This window comes from Butyrivibrio sp. VCD2006 (assembly GCF_000423925.1).
GTDB lineage: Bacteria > Bacillota > Clostridia > Lachnospirales > Lachnospiraceae > Butyrivibrio.
The window spans coordinates 25,563-46,318 of the sequence record NZ_AUIX01000023.1 but is presented as its reverse complement, the minus strand read 5'-3'; the positions used below and the strand labels follow the sequence as shown (position 1 = coordinate 46,318).

9 protein-coding genes are annotated in these 20,756 nt (G+C 42.5%); 1 reads left to right on the top strand and 8 read right to left on the bottom strand.

What is annotated here, in order from left to right; translation table 11 throughout:
* Positions 1-10 precede the first annotated feature (10 nt).
* Positions 11-1,789 carry an alpha-glucosidase gene (locus G586_RS22470; protein ID WP_051204699.1) on the bottom strand — a complete coding sequence of 593 codons (1,779 nt, stop codon included), beginning with the start codon at positions 1,787-1,789 and terminating at the stop codon, positions 11-13.
* A gap of 22 nt (positions 1,790-1,811) precedes the next feature.
* Positions 1,812-3,299 carry a glycosyltransferase gene (locus G586_RS22465; protein ID WP_051204698.1) on the bottom strand — a complete coding sequence of 496 codons (1,488 nt, stop codon included), beginning with the start codon at positions 3,297-3,299 and terminating at the stop codon, positions 1,812-1,814.
* A gap of 173 nt (positions 3,300-3,472) precedes the next feature.
* Between G586_RS22465 and G586_RS0109960 the strand changes: the two genes are divergently transcribed.
* Positions 3,473-4,363, top strand: a complete 891-nt coding sequence (locus tag G586_RS0109960; RefSeq protein WP_026527652.1) for a DegV family protein — start codon at positions 3,473-3,475, stop codon at positions 4,361-4,363.
* 1,344 nt (positions 4,364-5,707) lie between these two features.
* Here the strand turns inward: G586_RS0109960 and G586_RS0109950 are convergent.
* From G586_RS0109950 to G586_RS0109925, 6 genes are all read right to left on the bottom strand, one after another.
* Entirely contained in the window at positions 5,708-8,266 is a 2,559-nt protein-coding gene (locus G586_RS0109950; protein ID WP_026527651.1) for an ABC transporter substrate-binding protein, read from the bottom strand.
* 214 nt (positions 8,267-8,480) lie between these two features.
* The gene (locus G586_RS24885; RefSeq protein WP_051204697.1) at positions 8,481-10,976 is read right to left on the bottom strand and encodes an EAL domain-containing protein; all 2,496 of its coding nucleotides are present in this window, start codon (positions 10,974-10,976) and stop codon (positions 8,481-8,483) included.
* A gap of 100 nt (positions 10,977-11,076) precedes the next feature.
* Positions 11,077-13,461, bottom strand: coding sequence for an HD-GYP domain-containing protein (locus G586_RS0109940; protein ID WP_026527650.1), 2,385 nt, complete (start codon positions 13,459-13,461; stop codon positions 11,077-11,079).
* 46 nt (positions 13,462-13,507) lie between these two features.
* Positions 13,508-14,263 (bottom strand): response regulator, encoded by a 756-nt coding sequence (locus tag G586_RS0109935; protein WP_026527649.1) that lies wholly within the window; start codon positions 14,261-14,263, stop codon positions 13,508-13,510.
* A gap of 20 nt (positions 14,264-14,283) precedes the next feature.
* Positions 14,284-18,498, bottom strand: a complete 4,215-nt coding sequence (locus G586_RS0109930) for a hybrid sensor histidine kinase/response regulator (protein WP_196811576.1) — start codon at positions 18,496-18,498, stop codon at positions 14,284-14,286.
* Between the two features lie 17 nt (positions 18,499-18,515).
* Entirely contained in the window at positions 18,516-20,657 is a 2,142-nt protein-coding gene (locus G586_RS0109925; RefSeq protein ID WP_196811575.1) for an HD-GYP domain-containing protein, read from the bottom strand.
* Positions 20,658-20,756 lie beyond the last annotated feature (99 nt).

Below are 20,756 nucleotides of genomic sequence, written 5' to 3'. Positions count from 1 at the left end.
GAAGTCTTTTTTATTGAACCCTAAACCTGTAAACTCTCGCCTCATAGGGCCTGTACATTCCATGCTGAACCGCGATGGTGCACAGTTCCTTTCTCACAAGCTCCTCTCCTGCTTCAAGAGACTTTTCATCGAGCATACTCTTTGATACCTGCTTTATGGAATCACTGATCTTCAGATCTCCCACCATCTGTTTCCTGTCGGGATAATTGCAGAGCATGAGCTGTCCCTTTTTGCCAATGAACTTATCAGGAATGCTGACCTTCGCAGGAAGCCTTGAAAATGAGCAGATGATCAGATAGCTCACGGTTCCGAGTGAGCGCTCATACATATAAATATTGCTGTCCTTAGGGAAGTACTCCTTGTAATCTCCATAGAGAAGGGCCTTGGAGCTCTTTCTTAAGGAGAGGCATTTTCTGTAAAAATTGAGAACGCTGAATTCGTCCTTCTCCTCAGCTTTCACGTTGATCTTTTTATAATTGGGATTCACATAAAACCACGGCTTCACTGTAGAAAAGCCGGCATACCTAGAATCGTCCCACTGCACAGGAGTCCTTGCCGAATCCCTACTTGATAGGTGAATCCTGCGAATCCTTCTCTTTTCAGTATCCTTGAGATGATATGTGTTGTAATTCGTTATGCTTGATACATCGATATACTGGTCAATGGAGTGGAGACGGATGTTGGTCATGCCAATCTCCTGCCCCTGATAGATGAAAGGTGTGCCCTGCAGGAACAGGAAGCATGCCGCCAGCATGGTTCCACTCTCTCTGTGGTAATGCTCACTTCCGTAGCGGCTGATGATCCTCGGGTGATCATGATTTTCCAGATAAAGGCTGTTCCACGCTTTTCCTGCAAGCGCGTTCTGCCACTTCGTAAAGGCCCTTTTCAGTTTTACCAATGAAAATGGTCTGTGAACGTATTCTGTATAGAGACAGTCTGCCATCATGTGATCAAAGGAAATCATCATATCCAGCGACTTGTTCTCGCCTGTCAGATATTTCAAAGCAGAATTCACAGTGGTCATGGGTCCTTCACCAATCTGAAAGCAGTCATATTCCTCGCAGACCTTGCGGAATTCTCCAAGATATTCATGGATGTGCGGACCGTCCTTGTAATAGGGCATTCCGTTCACGGCAGGCAAAAACGGCAAGCCGTTCGGCAGTCCCTCCTGCTTCGATATAAAATTGATAACGTCCTCTCTGAATCCATCGACTCCCATATCAAGCCAGAAGCGCATTATGGATTTGACTTCCTCACGAACCTTAGGATTGTCCATGTTAAGGTCAGGCTGCTTTTTCGCAAAAATATGAAGATAGTACTGGCCTCTCTGCTCATCATATTCCCAGGCTTTTCCCTCAAAAAGAGAGTCCCAGTTGTTGGGTTTATCGCGCCAGATATAGTAATCGCTGTAAGGGTTGTCCTTGCCCTTCCTGCTCTCTATGAACCATGGATGCTCATCCGAGGTGTGATTGACCACGAGATCCATGATGACCTTAAGGCCAAGCTCATGGGCCTTATTCAGCACCTTTTTAAACTGATCAAGAGTGCCGTAATCCGGATGGATATCCTTGTAGTCGGAAATGTCGTAGCCGTAATCCGCATTGGGCGAAGGATACAGCGGCGAGAACCAGATGCCGTCAACTCCCAGATTTTTCACGTACTCAAGCTTATCGTAGACGCCATAAAGATCGCCTATGCCGTCTCCGTTACCGTCGGCAAAGCTTCGAACCCATATCTGGTAAAACGCCATGCGCTTGTACCAGTCTTTTTCTCTTCCTATATCACTCATACTACGCACCTATTTAAGAACGTTAATCCATTTTCATTCCGTTGATACTGATGTCCAGGCCTTCGCGAACGCTCTGCTCAGCATACTTTAGTCCGCTCTTTACGCCCTTCTTTGCAGCTTCGGAAAGCTCCTTTGACTTCTCGGAAAACTCCTTAACTCCCTCGGGAAGACGCTCTTTGAATTCCTCAAGATCCTCCTTGAAGTCTTCCTTGAAATCTTCAAAGTTTTCCTTCATTCCGCCATATATATTTCTGGGGATATCGAAAATGTGCTCAGTTCCCTTAACTATCATGGATGCTGACTCAAGAATATAATCGGAGCTCTGTTTCTTCCTCTTAGGAAGCGTACCATTTGCAACCATCTCCTTGATTATTCCATATCTCTCATAGGCTGCATGAACCGCATCCTCCCACGAGATGTAGATCTCGTCCATAGCATGCTGTCCAACATCCTTCATGGTGTCGTGTTTATCGGCCACTTCTTTTAAAAGAGCTGCCATCGATTCAGCGTTCTCTTCCACAAGGTAGCCATTTCGTCCATGTGTAATTCCTTCCGCTGCGCAGGAGCCTTTTATAAGAACACTTCCAAGTCCGCAGGCTGCTGCCTCGCGCACTACTATTCCATTGGTATCATATACCGAAGGGAACAGGAACAGATCTGCTCTCGTGTTCCAGGCTCTAAGACTCTCTCTGTCATGAACAGGTCCGACAAAGATCACCTTATCAGTGATGTTGTATTCCTTCACCTTTTCCTGCATCTCTTCAAGGTCAGCGCCGCCGCCGACAAAAACCATACGGAAGTCTATGCCGTCATCGGCAAGAAGCTTCATCGCATCGATTATTATGGGAAGTCCTTTATACTTCATCATTCTTCCGACAAAGAGGAAAACAGGCAGACCCTCCGGCAGATCAAAGTCCTTTGTGACCTCAGCCACCTTTTCAGCAGAAACTCTTCCCTTGGGGAAATCCACGCCGTTACTCATTACGTGATACTCACCCTCATAGCCAAGGGACTTAAGATTATCTCCCGCACCTTCGGAAACCACCCACACTTCATCGCAGGCAGCTATATTTTTGACCATAGCCTTTATGGTCTCATTTTTCAAAAAGCCCTCACCCACTGCTCTTGCAATATCAACGTCGAACTTGGTGTGATATGTGAAAACAATCGGCGCCCCTGTCTCATTCTGCAATATTCTAGCCATAATCGTGGAAGCCGCAGGACAGTGCGTGTGGATAATTTCGGGACCAAACTCAGCCATTTTCGTGATCTCGCGCATGGCAAGCGGATTCCCGGCACGATACCCCGCCACAATATCAGTTGTATCCATGCTGCTGTAAGGAATAACCTCATAGGGATATCCATTGTAATCAGCGTCAGGATAGCGTGGGGTTCCCACAACCACCTTCGCACCTATGTCCTGTGTGAGAATTCTTCCGTAATTCATTACTACATTTGCCACTCCGTCTATTACAGGCGGAAATGAATCATTAAGTAAGCAGACATTCATATTTAATCACCCTCATTTAAAACTTTAATAAAAATTGAATTCCTGATGTCAGTTGCGTCATATATCGTATTATTTATGATATAATGTAGTGGTTTAAACTACATGCATACTACATATTGCATTTTTAGTCTTAAACACCCTTATATTGTATAACTTTTTGGGAGGATTATATAGTGAGTTTTAAAATTGTAACAGACACATCCTGCAATCTGCCTCTAAGATTTCTGGATCCCGAGGACATTAAACAGGTCCCCTTCTCATACTATCCCAAGGACAATGAAAACGACATACGTCAGTGTTTTGACATAGAGAATTTCGATGGAAAAGGCTATTACGAAAGTATCAAAAGTGGTTTACTTTGCAATACCACACAGCCATCACCCCAGTTTTATTACGATGTGATGTCAGAACATGCTAAAGCAGGCTATGACGTTCTTTATATAGCAATGTCATCCGGAATCAGCGGTGCCTACAGCACCTCTCTTATAGCTAAGGAGATGCTTGAAGAAGATTTTCCGGACAGAAAGTTTTTCATGCTCGATACCAAGGCTGCTTCTCTTGCAGAAGGAATTGTTGTTCTTAAGGCAATAGAATATAGAAAGCAGGGTCTTTCCATCGAGGAATGCTACGAGAAGCTTACCTATGACGCAAAGTGTGTATATCAGATATTCACTGTAGATTCTCTTCGTCACCTCCAGAGAACAGGCAGACTTTCCAATGCTGCAATGATCATCGGAACAGTTCTCAATATCAAGCCTATCCTTCGAGGTAACGAGTTTGGTAAGATCATCAATTTTGATAAGGTCCGCGGAAACAAGAAGGCCATCCAGGCCATGGCTGATACCTATGACAGAATAGTCAAGGATGCAGGCTCCCAGACTGTATGCATAGCTCACGCAGATAATCCTGATGACACAGCTTACCTCATCGAGCTTCTTAACAAGAACAATCCTCCTAAGGAGATTCTTTCTGTTATGTATGAGCCCGTAACCGGCACACACGTTGGTCCCGGCACAGTCGCACTATTCTTCATGGGCGACGAAGACTGCAGATTTAAACAGTAAATAAGCCGTTTGATATTTAATAAGTTGTAACTGCAATGGTAACCACCGTTGCAGTTATTTTTTCCGCGGCCGCATCTTCTCTTTCACGGCTTTTGCGGCCGCTCTTTTCTCTATATTTCATCCTCTTCATCCCTTCTCTTTAGCTCTCCCGCGGCCGCAACTACACTCCCTCACCTTTTGCGGCCGCGGTTTTCTCAAAATTCTTCCAAAATCTTAAAGCTTCTATGAAATCAAGGTTTTTTCCAATTTCATAGACATAATTGCTTCTAAATATCTATGAAACCAACATTTTTTCTGTTTCATAGATTGCAGGTCATAGGTTATCTATGAAATAAGGCTTTTTTCAATTTTCATAGATGAATAAAGCTACAAGCATCTATGAAATCAGTATTTTTCACTATTTCATAGATTGCAGGCCATAGATTATCTATGAAATCATGTTCTTCCCTTATTCCATAGACATAGTAGTTTCCGCATATCTATGAAATCAACGCTTCTCACTATTTCATAGATTGAAGGCCATAGATTATCTATGAAATCAGGGTTTTTTCCAATTTCACAGACATAATAGCTTCTAAATATCTATGAAACCAACATTTTTTTCTGTTTCATAGATTGCAGGCCATAGATTATCTATGAAATCATGTTCTTCCCTTATTTCATAGACATTGTAGTTTCCACATATCTATGAAATCAACACTTCTCACTATTTCATAGACTGTACGCCAAAACCCATCTATGAAATCATGTTTTTTCCATATTTCATAGATGAATAAGTCACAGCCACCGCAAAGATTGCCCTACACAAATCGCCCCCATTCTTCCCATCCTGGAATTCTCATCTACAACCGCTGGCCAGGCCACCAGATTGTTCTTAGATTTTGAACCAGAGGCCCATACCTAGCCACCCGCAGGGCTTGCCCTTGACGGGTTCTGAAAGAAACGCCACAATGCAAATGCGACGGCAGAGAAATATCAGATTGTTCTTGAGTTTCTCACCGTCGGCACGATGAAGAGGCGTTTCTTTCAGGTTCAGTCAAGGGTGGCGTAAGATACCAGCACAATTTACCATTCACTCATGAAAGTTCAACAGACTCAAAATTTCTTACCAGATAAACTTACGCTACTCTCTCTTTACACAATAATGCGATTCCATTCATCGTCTTTAAAACTCGAAACTTTGCAAATAAAACACCCTCTTTACTGCTTAGCACAATAAAGAGGGTTTCAGTCAAAATGACAATTCCTTCAAAAATTGATTTTTCAATTACCTACTATAGGCAAGTATTCACTAATAATTGACTTCCCAATTACCAATTGTAATCAAAAACACCCATTATTCTCTTACGAATTCTCACCCATATAGATTGAAATTCTGCTCTGTATAATGTTAGCTACTTCTTCAGCAGTTTTCTGATCCTCATAGAAGGCTTGTGCCTCCTCCTGGATTATGTCAATGATATGCTGCTCGTAAAAAGCAGTATGTGTAACAGACTTAACAAAGTCCACGAGCTCTTCTGTCTCTTCCTTTGAGAGCTCTTCTATTTCGACATCAATATCTCCAATTGTCCATGAACTGCTGGTCTCTACCTTATTTCCTTCGGAGTCAATATAGTAGGGCTTCTCCTGAGCCTTTTCTGCCATGGCCAAAAGAGCTGACTCCTTTATAGGGAATGACCATTCAACACTTTTCTGATATTCATCAGTCATAAAAGACTTCATGAATTCCCAGGCTACATCCTTATGCTTGCAATCACTGTTCATTGCAATCTGCATGAAAGGTGAGATAAATGATTCTCCGCCATCAGCAGTGGGGAATCCGTTAAACAGAATATCCTCTCCAAAGTATCCCTTCTTAAGAACCTGATAGTCATCAAAAGAGCTGATATAATAGTCAAGAAGAAGTGATTTGTTCTCTCTGTAATAGCTCTCAAATTCCTCATAATCAATACCCATGGATTCCTGATCCTTAGGGAACTCCTTGATAAACTTAAGAAGATCAATGAATCCCTGTGAATCAAAGCTGCAGGTACCGTTCTCATAATCAAGGAACTGCATGCCCACTGTGGAATACAACTCCCCAGCTGATTCTATGGTCATTGATCCCATGCCTAGTTTTGGATCGATTCCATTGTTCTTGCAAACATCCTGATAGTTTGAAATAGTGACCTTCTCACCGCCTACTTTTTTCTTAGCTGCTACGCAGGTCTCAATGTGGAAGGAAGGCATCAATGTATATATCTTGCCATCGACCCTGCAGGAATCGATAACATTCTGTAAAAAGTCCTCAATACTTATATCCTCGTCAGCATCGAAATAAGGATCAAGGGGTTCCAAAGCTCCCTTCTTAGCGTAGCTTTCAAAAGGCATGCTATAGTCGATCACAAGCATATCAGGTCCCTGGCCCTGTGTCAGATCGAGTCCTAACTTACTTGCTGCATCAAAATACGCATCACCTGTATCTCCGGCATCCACATCAGAATAATCGACTATTTTTATCCTGTACTTGTCATTGGTTCTGTTGAACTCAACTACCTGCTTTCTTATAGTTTGAGGAATATATACAGTACCGAGCGTCAGCGTCTCTTTCTCAACTACCTGTGAAGGATCCACCTTCGTAAGACTGGAGATAAGACACCCGCCTTCATCCTGATTAGCTACTATTAAAAGCTTGCCATCAGGGGTATCCGTGAAGTAGTTCAGATAATCAACCATGATATCTGAAGCTGTAAAGTCACAGATAAGCTCCGGTTTATCATCACCCAGATTAAATGCTTCGATATTGGAATTATTATTTATATAAAAATCGTAAGCATTACCGGGCTGCAGTGAGCTTCCGCCATACACGTTTTCAGGAAGTTCGGTCTCATCCTCAAATTGCATCGTATCTTTGTTAAGCTTAATTATTTTGGATCTTCCGTCGTTTGACCAGTCCTCCTCGGAAATATAAACATCTCCGGACTTTACTCTGTACAAAGATGCATAGTAATAATCATCGTCAGACTCCTCATGCCTTGTGAAAAGACTCTTCCCTTCACCGGTGTTCTCATTATATAAGGAAAACTCGCCATTACAGCAGGTAAGGATTCCCTTCCCGTCGACATACTTCATGGACTGAACATAGCGCTTGGAATCTTCGTCTGTTAGCGGCACTTCCCAAAGCATCCCGCCCTCGGGTGAGAATTTAGCAAGCTTTAGAGATGCGCTGCTTTCCTCGTCATACACAACTTCATCCTCTGAGTCCTCACCATCATTTCCAGCATCCTCAGAAGAATCCTCAACATCACCTTCAGCAGCACCAGAAGATTTCTCACCATCACCTGCTGCCTCGCCATACGTAGAGCTTTCATCATCTTTAGAAGAACTCTCGCCATCTTCAGCTTCAGCATCCGTGCCATCTCCTACATCGCCTGCTGCCTCATCATCTGAAGAACTCTCGCCATCTTCAGCTACTGCAACTGTACCCTCTTCCACAACATCATCAGAATACTCTTCATCAAAATACTCATCACTATATTCAGTTTTGATCAGGTAAAGATTCCCGTCATCATCACACTCAAGATTCTCGTAATACACGTTCTCAGTGGCTGGGATCGGAACTTCAGCAACTTCTCCATCCTCATAGGATATCTTAAGGATTGCTGTCTTCGATTCTTCCCCACCATATGTATTTACCAGGGTGTAAATCCCATCCTTACCGCTGCAAAAACCGTTTACATTTATATCACCCTCTAAAGGCAGCACAAGATCATCCATAGTGTAAACGTGATCCCTGTCTATCACAGCTTCGGTTGCCACCTTATCCTCACTGACTGTTTCATTCTTTTTCCCACAAGCACTCAAAAAAGCCATAGGGCATATCATGCCTATGGCCAGTCCTCTGGTTAATAAGCTTTTATTCATACGCTCTCCTCCGTAAATATTCTCCCCTCTTTTTAAAGGCGCCCATATACCGTTTCATTTCCCCCAGGCACCCATATAAAACTGTCAAAACGATAATGCATAAACATAATAACACATTATCATCATTATGTCCCGAACACCAAGGCCGCAAAATCTTCACTTCAGGTGAAAAACACCTCAGACTCTGCAGCGGAAAGAGTTTCCGCACTAAGCCTCAAATTCCTTCCTCTTCCTCTATCTCCATGACCTTATCCAGTGCCACCGGATAAATATTCTCGTCCGACACTCCCTCATCACTTCTTAGGACAAAGGAAATATCCACCATTACCGTGACGCTGTTACCATCTATCTTCGTGATGCTCTCCACCGACTTCCTGATGCTCTCGGCAAGATACGCGAGGGCTTCCCTGGTCTTGACATATGTAAGCACTGTAAAAATGCTCTCTTTGGTTCTTGCCACAGCGCATGACTGTCCGGTGACCTCAATGATTCTTCGACCTATTTCCGCAAGCAGTTTTTCCGCAACATCTGAGCCATAGGATTTCATAATCCTTGCGTGCTTTGAATTGCGCATAACAATAAGGCCATAGTTCTTGCCCTTATCGGAGTATTCAACGGCATAATCCATCATGCTTATGAAAAGAGCCTTGGCATTCATAAGCCTTGTTACGCTGTCAACATTTGATGGAAGCGCCAGATTCTCCAGCCTGTACAGCTCCTCATCTCTATCCTGGAAAAATCCGACAAGTCCAACAATCTCACCGTTTCTGTATATAGGCATCTTTTGACAGGTGATCTCATGAACCACACCGGATACGATGCACTGTCCCTTCGCATCCATAACGCGGGCTCCGTTTTTCAGGACCTCGATCTCATCATTCATATATGGCTCATCCGCCACATGCCATCTCATATCCTCATCGGTCTTACCCACAATCTCATCGAGAGATTTGATGCCGTAAAAATCGAGGAATGCCTGACTCGCACCCAAGAATCTCCTGTCCTTATCCTTCCAGAAAAACTTGATGGTGGAATCCCATATCATGTTTTCCCAAAGCTCTGAGTAAGTGACAAGTCCCTTGTCAGCGAGATATTTATCCACAAGAGAACGGGCGGACGCAGTAAGTCCGTCAAGAATCTTGGCAATCTCGTCCGGCACCGCCTTATAGCAGCAAAGGAACTCGCTCCCACCGGCACCCGGTATAGTCATGATTATGATGTTTTTACGCTTATAGGTTCCATCAGTCTGCTTAAGCCTGAAGATTTTCTCAAGATAGCCCTTCTTACTATTCTCAACTCTCTCCATCAAGGTAGAAAGATCCATATACTTCTTGAAGTCATCCTTCTCAGGCGCATAGACTATTTTATCAGCTATCTGCTCAATTGCCTCCTTGAGGTCGGAATAGATATGTGTATCACTTTGCAAATACCGAAGCCTGCCAAGGAGAGGCGCAATAATATTACTCTCAATGTTAATAAGATCAACAACCTCAAACAGCAGATTAAGCTCGCGCAGCTTGTTATCAAGCATATCTCTTTCGCTGGTGTTCTGATCGAGGGAAATATTGATAATTGATCCCTTAATGATGCTATGTCCGTTATGCTTTGCAAGGCATTTTGCCCTAAAGCGAAGGTAATCTCCGTTATCGGTATAATAAAATGTCTCTATGTTATTACTTTTCTCGGTAATATCCGCAAATTCCCTGTATTTCTGAAGAAGAGGCGATGTGGGATTATAAATGATCCTGTCTATCTCAGAAAGCTCCAGTCCGTCATCGTGGGCATGAAGCAGCTGATCCCTGTAAGGCTTGTTGATAAACAGAGTGTGAAAACTCTTTCCGTCATCCTCTATTATCTCAAGCGGGATATCCGTATCCTTCACATGAAAACCGGCTATCTCATAAAAATGTCTCCACTGTCGCTCCTCTGCCTGGATGTTCTTTTCCTTTAGATGAGCCATCATATCATCGATTGGCTGAGGTCGTCCAAAATAAAAGCCCTGAAGCTGCTCACAACCGATATTTCTAAGGAATTCATACTGCTCCCAGGTCTCGACACCCTCTGCCAGTGTCTTAATTCCTATATCCTTTGCCATGGTTATGGTGGAGCGCAGAATAGCCTTGGATTTCTCTGTAAGTGAACTTAAGAAAATCATGTCCATCTTCAGCATGTCAAAGCTATAGTCTTTAAGAAGATTAAGGGATGAATATCCACTTCCGAAATCGTCCATCCAAATCTCATAACCGGCATTTCTGAATTTATCCACAACCTCATGAAGAGTACCTTCATCCTGTACAAAGATACTCTCGGTGATCTCTATATGAATGTAATCTCTCGGGACATCGAATTTCCTTATAGCTTCTTCGACTCTTTCGAACATGTCACATTTCATGAAATCAAGTCGGGAAAAATTAATAGATGCCGGCACTACGCTCTGCCCGGTTTTCACAAGGTAGCTCAGATCCTCGCACACTTTATCAATGATAAAGCAGTCCAGCTTATATATCAGATTGTTATCTTCCAGAGGCTTTATAAATTTAGCAGGTGGAAGATTTCCCCAATGAGGATCATTCCATCTGGCAAGAGCCTCCATTCCGCAAAGCTTACCTGTCAGAGCACGAATAACAGGCTGGTAGTAAACCTCTATCCAGCCCTGTTCAATAGCCATATCAAGATTATTTATTACATGCTCTGCGATTAGCTTTTCCATAATTTCATTTTAGTCGTTTGAATCATAAAAAGAATCAATTTTACAAAATCTTATCAAATTTAAGAAATATTTTAGACTTTTTATCACTAACCCTACGGATTTATTTTATTCTTATATCCGTAAGAGCAATCTGGTCACCGGTAAGCGCTACATATATATTAGTATTTCCATCCTTTACCGTAACAATGTCCTCTATTGCAATGCCCAGGTTTTCAGTAACTATAGTAATCGTATTACCCTTTCTTTTTAGAAGAACGTCGCAGTCAATACCCTTCCTGCACATCTCTTTCCAGTTGTCCCAGCCCAGAAATCCGCTCTTCTTTTCCACAGAAAAGTTGTTGTTTGCCCGCTCATCCGAGCCATCACTTTCACCATTTAATTTAAGGAGCTCATATTTTACATAATTTTCTCCATCCACTTTGCCGTCCTTTGAACTGAAGATCAAAATATAAGGACAGTGCCATACAAGATTTGCTGAAGGAAGACTCATGGAGTGGAATCTTATCCTCAGATGATCCTTCAAAGGAATGCCATGTGTTGCCGCAGAGCAGGAGCGATCTATCTGCAAATTAGGAATATCGGAAACCATCCTGTCAGTGTAGTCGATATCGTCTGCTATTCTGCGAATGTCATTTGCAGAGACAACCTCATCGATTTTTTCCACCCTGATACCGGTAAGGAAACTGTTCTCTCCCGTAAGTCCTACAAATACGGACTTGGTCTTATCCGGAAGTGCCGCAATGGCTTCAACTATCTGATCGGGACTCTCAAGCACTATTCTTATATGATCTTCAAATTTGGAAGTTGTGATCATATAGTCCGATCCGCCATCCCTTAAAGCTCCTCCCGCAGTATCTTTTGAAGAATTCTTGTCAGTGACTCCGGTCTCCATCTCCCTTACATTTGTGGATATACTGTGGCCATCAAACCAGATCTCTCCATATTCTGTATAATGATATGCCATTATCGATTTTTCATTCTCATGAACACGTTCATCAAAGGAGTCAAAAACAATGATCGAAGGCATGCTAAAACTTCCTTCTCCGCTCTGCAGTGGTGTAAATGTGAAATATATCTTCGTCACATGATCTGTAATTTCTATACCCTTTGAAACAGTTTCTCTATATTTGACACTTCGTATCTCTGTTTCAAGCTTATCGTAGTCACTACCTGCGCCTATCATCGTTCCTGAATCAATAAGCTTAACCATAATATCAGCATATACCGGATCAAACTTGGCTCCTGCCTCCATTACAAAGGCTTCGCGTATCATAGGTGCCGGAAGAGGATCCCTGTAGCTCTTTTTTGATTCCATGGAAACATAAGCATCTGCAATAGCGATTATTCTTGCAATATCAGGGATACTGTTGCCCTTAAGGCCGTCAGGATATCCTTTGCCATCATATCTCTCGCAACTGTAATGTGCTCCAAGACTAAGATAGGGATACTCCGTAATACTTGAAAGTATCTCTCCTCCAATCACGGGCTTCTGCTTCATAACCTCATACTCAAACCCCGTAAGATCTTCCTCTTTGCCAATCAGGCTATCGGGAAGCCCTAGCGTTCCAACATTATGAAGAAGAGCAGCATAGTATACCTCATCACATTTATCCGCGTCTTTCCCTGCCACCTGAGCTATTCTCCTGGCAGTTTCCGCAACCTTAACAGAATGCCCCTGTGAGTATTCATCTTTTTTCTCAGCTGCTGTTACAAGTGCTGTTGCAGTCTGATCGAAAAGTCGCTTCATACTCTTTCGTTCGTTCTGCAGATTTTCCATCTCCAAATTGTGGACTCTCTCCACCTCATCGTTAATATCAAGGTAATTGAACACATAGAGCGATACAGAAACAAGAACCATCGCCATATTTACGATGGATATTCCGTAGGAAAAAATCTGGATGATCCCGACAATAATCGGAACCGTAATATACAGGAACAGCGCTGTATTTATGAGCTTACTGAACTTCTTTCTGTATTGGAAAATGACAGTATACTGAATGATGGGACAGATAACGGGGATAACATATGCAATAAGAAAGCCATTGCCCCTGTGATATTGATTGTGTTCATCGAAGGTATAATAAAGGCCGATGAACTGCGACAGGATGGAAAGAGCCAGTCCAAAAATCGCAAGAACTCCCACGAATTTAAGTCTGAAGGGAATAATATCAGTCTTACCATCTTCATTAAGAAGATCCACCAGATAAAGATCAAATGAGAACACAATCCAGGATGTCAGGAAGAATACAAAAAAGTTGGATACCCTGACCATAACATATCCTACATCGCTTACATCACCTGCATAAATGTATGCCAGCCTGTCGAAAAACAGGAGAAACGTAGCGGATAATTCCATGTTAACGAGAACCCATTTTCTCCTCCAGGGCAGAAAGCGGGTTATCATAAGCATAAAAGCCATAATTGTGCTTACAGCGCACAGTGCAAGCATAATATCCATTTGATTGGCTCTTATAAACTCAAACATAGGCTACCTTTTCCTTCGACAAACGGCTACTTAGCGTTAAGTAATATCAACCATGCATAATGAAAAATTCGTTCAGCTTTTCAAGTAATTCGGCACGGTCGATGCTTTTAAGAAAATACCCTTCCGGTTTAAGGGCTACAACCGCCATAACACTTTCCTTATCACCCTTTCCGGTAAGGAACATGACGGGAATATTCTTGGTTTCATCTTCACTTCTTAGCATCTCAAGAACCTGAGGTCCTGTGGTTATCGGCATCTCATGATCCAGGAGAATCAAATCCACCTTATTCTTAGCAAGCCATTTTATTGCCTGCATTCCTGAATTTGCCATTGATACCTTGTAGGTTCCCCTCAGCCATTCCCTGACCATGGTGAGATACTGGGCATCGTCGTCCACTATCAGAATGCTTTTCTTAAAATCGCCTGCTGCCATCTTGGAGAAATATCCCATGACGGCTTTTACATATTCATCGTTATTCACAGGCCTTGAAAAGCTCTCGTAAATAAGCTCCTTCGGCACATAATCCTCGATGGTATCCAGCTTTACCTGCTCTCCTATAAGTATCATCTCAAGACTCTTCTCCTGCATTTTGTCTGTAAGAAAATGCAGCACATCATCGTGAGGCAGAACATAATCATCCAGATAGAGAGTCACAAGCGTTGCCTTCTCAAGTTCCTCATTTATCTTATTTATATTCCAGCCCACAAATGAAGTCTCGCAGCCTGCTGCCTGGGCTTTTTGAACCAAGACCCGGACAATAAATGATTCTTTTTCCCCTATTACAATCATACTATCTGACATATGCGCTCCCTTCGTATGCCCTATTCAGTCATTAGCTTTTCCATCTCATCCCAGTCAAAAGCTCTGAGCAATTTTTCCAGTTCCGCAACCTTTGTCGCATCTTCTTCAGGAAGTTTATATTCCTTTAGCTGTCCGATGATCATCTCAACTGAATCATAATCCATCTGAGGAATCACTTCCTTAAGTGCTTCGTATGCATCTGCAAGTTCATCTGCAGGAATCTCCTCTTTTCCTTCATCCGACTCGCCCTCAGAAAGCCTTGAAAGAATATCCTTAAAGGCAAGATAATTATCCATAAACCTTTTAGCATTGGCATCTATAAAGCTCTTATCTCCGTGATTTCCCGCATCCTCAAGGGCTGCCGCAAGCTCCTCTAAGTCCTTGGCACCAATCAGTCTTGCAGAGCTCTTAAGAGCGTGTACCTTAATTGTATAAAGCCTTATATTATCCGCGTCATAGGCGTCATTTATTACCTTCGCATTACCATCTATTGTATCAAGGAAGAGCTTAAGGCCAAACAGGAAGGATGCTATTCCGCCGGAGCTCTTTATTCCTTCGTCAACAGATATCTCAGGCACCTCTTTTATCCAGAGCATGTCATCAGGAAGCTCCGTCAGCTCTGCAACTGCATCAGCCTCAGTAGCCTTCTCCATCATCTCTTCAGGAAGATGCTTCATGATGGTCTTTTCCAGCATCTCCGTATCAACAGGCTTTGAGAGGTAACCGTTAAAGCCTCTTGATGTGTAGAACTCCTCACCCACACTTGCATTTGCCGTAAGAGCATAGACAGGAAGCTCAGTATCAAACTCACGTATTCTTGCGAGAGTTTCTACGCCATCCATCTCCGGCATCATGTGGTCAAGCAGTACCACATTGAATTTATTATCTCTAATCTTCTCAAGACACTCTTCTCCGCTTGAAGCAGTAGTGACAAATACTTTGGTTGCCTTAAGTAGTCCCTTAATGACGTTAAGGTTCATAGGATTGTCATCAACCACAAGTATATCTGCGTCAGGCGCAATGAACTTTGGAACATAAGGTCCCGTAGCCTCTGTTTCTGCGCGCTCAGAGAATGTTCCTATAGGTGTGGCATCTATAATTCTCTGACTTATTAAAAGCTTGAATTCAGAGCCCTCTCCATACTCACTTTCACAGGTGAGGTCACCATTCATAAGCTCTGCAAATCTTTTGGAAATATCAAGGCCAAGTCCCGTTCCCTGGATGCCGTTATTTTTCTCCTCATCGAGTCTCTCATAAGCCGTAAAAAGCTTATCCATATCCTCGGCTTTTATGCCTATTCCGGTGTCCTTTACGCTAAAGCAAAGATCACATCTGTCATCTTCCCTTTTGAGCATAGTAACGCCCAGTGAAAATCCGCCGTAATCGGTATATTTGACAGCATTTGTAAGCAGATTTACAACTATCTGCTTTATCTTGCCCTCATCACCGTAGAGCCTTCTTGGAATCATTTCATCCACAATGACATCAAAGGTAAGTTCCTTCTGAGTACTCCTAATTCTCACCAGAGAAATTATCGAACGAAGCATATCCTGAACGTTGTACTCAAGCTCTACAAGATGCATTTTTCCTGATTCTATCTTGGACATATCAAGAAGGTTATTGATGAGTCCAAGTAGTGATTCTGACGCATTACGGATATCGAATGCATAGTTCATCATGGACATGAAATATCCCTTGGGGACATCTGTCGCATCCTCACGCATGATCATCTCATCCATACCCATAATGGTATTTATCGGTGTTCTTATCTCATGTGAGATATTGGCCAGGAATCTTGTCTTTGCAGTATTGGCTCTCTCTGCTTCATCCTTGGCAAGCTTTATCTCGCCATACTGCCTGCTGATAACGGTATACTGCATGACCTTGTAAACGATAAAGCCCACTATAAGAGCGAGAACCATGAAAAACAGAACCCTTACAATCAAAAGCTCTGTGAATCTGGGCTTTTTTATAATTTCATAGACTTCCTCCAAAATTATCTCATCATTATTCTTGTTAATAACCTGTATGTGAAGCTTATGATTTCCATAGGGAAGCCCCGTATACTCCAGACTGCTAAGCTCGCTTCTCAATACCGTAATTCCGGCATCATCATGCCCATCAAGATATAGCTTAACCTCAGGATTGAGCATTGTATAATCAAGAACCGATGCACGAATACGGATACGTTCATCAGTGGGAGGAAGCACATACCTTCCGTTTGAGTCCGGAAAGATCCTTTCTTCTCCACAGTAAACCGAATTCACTGACATTTTTATCTCAGGTTCATTCTTAAAAATTCCGTATATCCCGACCTTTATTACTCCATACCTTCCTGCAATATACATGCCCCCATCTGAGTTCAATGCACTGTAGGAATTGGAGGTTATGGCGTAAGGAAGTCCATTCTTTATGGTATAAAGCCTGTATTCAGTAACATTATCATTTAACATGTCACGAGTACTCAATTTATAAAGTCCATATGAAGACAATATCCAGGCATAACCATCACTGTCAAAATAAATATCATAGTTATTATTATAAGGAAAAGTTGTTACAGTTTGAATCTTGCCTTTCTTTATATACTGAATGGAATTGGATGTAACAAGCCAGAATACTCCATGATTATCATCCTTCTTTATTCGCATGACTACGTCACTTGTAAGTCCGTCATCCCTGCTTATCCTGGAGATATTTGTTCCATCTATGGCATAAATACCATCTCCATCAGTTCCGACATATATCGTTCCATCATCATCTTCAACAGCATTGAAAAATACAGTGTTTTTTGCTCCCTCTGCTGCGCCAACATTACTAACCACTTTTCCATCTCTGATTATCGAAAGGCCTCCGTTTGTGCAGACAAGAATACCGCCATCCCTTGCCTGCGCCGTACTTCTGACCTCATTACTTAATAATCCATCCTCAGTAGTGAAGGACGTTATATCTCCTGCCTTGGAAACACAGACTAATCCCAAACCATTGGTATAAGTGGATATCCAAAGGTTATGGAAGACGTCCTCCATAACGCATCTGACTCTGGCCTCGCCGATATATTTTGTAACATCATTAAAAACAGGGCGATTGTCGGAAAGAATAATATATAATCCTTTATCTGTGCCCACATAAAGCTGTCCACCATACATGCAGACCGCATTAGTCACCTCAGGTGAAATATTTGCAGCATCCGTCACATCGACAAAGTTGTTTGCAACTATCTTCATTACACCCTGAGTCGATGATGCGACCCAAAGATTTCCCTGATAGTCCGATGTTGTCATTTCAATTGCGCTATCAATCGGTAGATTTTCAAGCGCATGAAATTTATCTTCTTTATCTATATATCCGATCGCATTTGTGGAGGATACCCACAAGCGTCCACAATCATAGCTAATCCAGTGAATACCGTTAATAGGAGCAACCGATATTCTTTTCATATGTCCGGCAGTGTTTCCAAACTCTCCATAATACAACGAGGATCCATCAGTAGCCAGATATATTTTACCTGGTCTGTCAGGATCCGGAAGAATAGATGTTATATGCTCCATTTCAAGTTCTTCACTGTTAAAACAATCCGTCACCTTGCAGTTATCTATGGAAAAAACAATACCATTCTTGGTCTGACCATATATTGTTCCATTGCTGTCAGACTCAAGTCTTAATATGCGCTCATCATTTATTCTCTCATCAGTGATATTCTTAAGCACTCCGTCAGGTGTAACATAGGCCACTCCTGAAGTAGTTGCTATGAAAACATTGCCATCAGTATCCTCTGCAAAAACCCTTATGGATGATGAAGGAAGACCATCCTTGTAGGTATAATGTGTGCGCTTTTCACCCTCAATTACCACAACACCGTTATCATTTGTGCCTACCCATATCCTCCCCAGACTATCCTTAAACAGGCCTCGTCCACTTGTCAGACCATCTGAGGTGTCGAGTCTTTCGAAAACCGTCCCATCATAACGGATAATTCCGCTATATCCGCCAATCCAGATATATCCATCGTCGGTTCCCATAATATAGTTAGCATCAGAGGTATCGAGTCCGTTTGTTGCATCATAAATCTCAGCAGTATATCCCATACCCGGAATCTGCTGTGATGCGGCGTATCCGCCTCCTGTCTTCTTAGCTCTCTCAGAGGCAGAGTTCACCTTCATACCGGGCAAAAATGCCGGCAGGACAAGAAATACCGCTATTAAGATTCTTAAGCTTATTAGTTTTACGGATCTCACTCTGCGGATAACCTCCATCAGGCATTACTGCTATCGTGATACTTATTAAGAATTACCTTTACCTCAGGCAAAGATTCCAAAAATACTTCTATGCATTTGGCATCAAACTGAGTCCCTGCGCCTTCCTGCAAAATTTCGATAGCCTGTTCAAGTGGGAATGCCGGCTTATATACTCTGGGTGATACCAATGCATCAAAAACATCTGCCACTGCCATTATTCTTGCCGAAAGCGGGATAACCTCTCCGTGAAGTCCCTCGGGATATCCTTTTCCATCCCATCTTTCATGATGATAAGCCGCCATATTCCTTGCTTCCTTAAGATAGCTTCCACCCTTGACAGTATTTATAGCTTTTTCAATAATGGCTTTTCCTTCTATGGTGTGAGTTTTCATCACTTCAAATTCTTCATCAGTGAGCCTCCCAGGCTTATTTAATATCTCATCGGGAATCTTAATCTTTCCCACATCATGAAGAGGCGCGGATCTGACTATATCAGAGATAAATTTGGGTGTTATCTTTTCAGCGTAATAACCCTTTCTCTTAAGTCCTTCAACAATGATCTTTACGTAAGCAGCTGTCTTTTGAACATGTGCTCCGGTATCGGAGTCGCGGCTCTCGACCATATCCGCCATGGTTACAATAAGACCATCCTGCATCTGCACGGTTGATTCAGACAGATGTCTTATATTACGCATCTGCTCAGCCTGATTCAGCGTCATTTTGCAAAGAGTCTGATATAACCTCTCCACTTCATCGTCTGTCTGAATGTCCAGGGCACGGATTTTTCTTACATTATCATCTAAAGCCTTCTGATCATCTCCCGACTCAGCGAACTCATCCACACAGGCCGTGAGCGAACTTATGGGATAAGTGATATAAACACTGGTCATCCACATTTCATATGCAACTATCAGTATGAAAATTCCGGCCATTATGAGGAGGACCCTCACAACAAAATCCGTCATGTAAGAAGCAATGCTATCAAGCGCCACATCGCAGACCACGTAGGCCATAGTCCTTCCATCCGATGTTCGGACAGGGTAATAAACAGACTGAACTCTGTGTGTGTACTCTTCCTGTTCAATGGGTTCGATTTCCTGCCCTTCAAGCAGAGCCGGTACATATGGCTTTATTTCCTCGCCGAAAGGAACCATCCTCCCGGGCTCATATCCGACCTCATCTTCCGTATCAAGGTCAAAAACAAACTGATAGCCTTCTTCCGTTATCACAGCGACATACAGATAGGTAACACCGGAACCGCTATCTCGTATTTTGTAAAGGAGTTCCTTTGTGTCCAGATATCCCGGGGCAATTTCTCCCTCTCTCACAAAGGTAGGTATCATGAATGCCTCAATGACATCCGAAGCCAGTTTTGCTGTTTTCATGGCACTCTCTGTCTCATCTATCCTTGAATTATTAAAGAAAAGCCTAAGTCCCGTCCATGACATAATGAGAATGATCAAAAGCGAGGTAATAAGCAGTCTTGTCGTCTCTCTTGAACGTACAGATACTTTAATATCCTTTTTTTGCTCCCTTATCTCAGCAATTTCTTCTTCCGTTATTCGGGATTGTCTTACTGTATATTCCTGGATTTTTTCCTTGATCTCTTCAGGTATAAGCCTAAGTATTAAAAGAGCCAGTATTGCTGAAAGTCCCTTATCCACAATATTGAGTAATATGCTCAGTATCGGCACAGCAACAAGATACGGAAAGCCTGTGGCCTGGCTGAAATCATAGGCCGCGCTCTCTATAACGTTCTCTGTCTGTATCCCGGTGAGAATCCACTGGATAATAGTGCTGATGATTCCCACAAAGGCAGCCACAGACATGATATATAAAGCTACATCCCTGAATTTCTTAGTTGAATGCTTGCGGAAAAATGAAGCCGTATGAATAGCTACCAGCGCATTGATGGATGAGAAATATAATGCATTTGGATCAAAGAATATACAAAGAAAATTAGACCCGACTGCAGTGACAATACCAAAGAACGGGCCTGCGATCAGAGTCATTGCAATTGTTGCCACCGTATCAAGATATAGCGGAATATTAAGTGAATACATAGTGAAATAAAGGCATCCGTTTATAAGAATCCCCAGTAACACCAGTGATACGCACATTATCCAGTTTTTATTTATTCCCGGCGATCTTTTACTCACTAATATTCCCCTCATAGAAATACTACGCCCATCATCTAATTATAACTGAAAAGTCGTAATAAAGTTATTAATATAAAGTAAAATAAAAGCAAAAAAAGA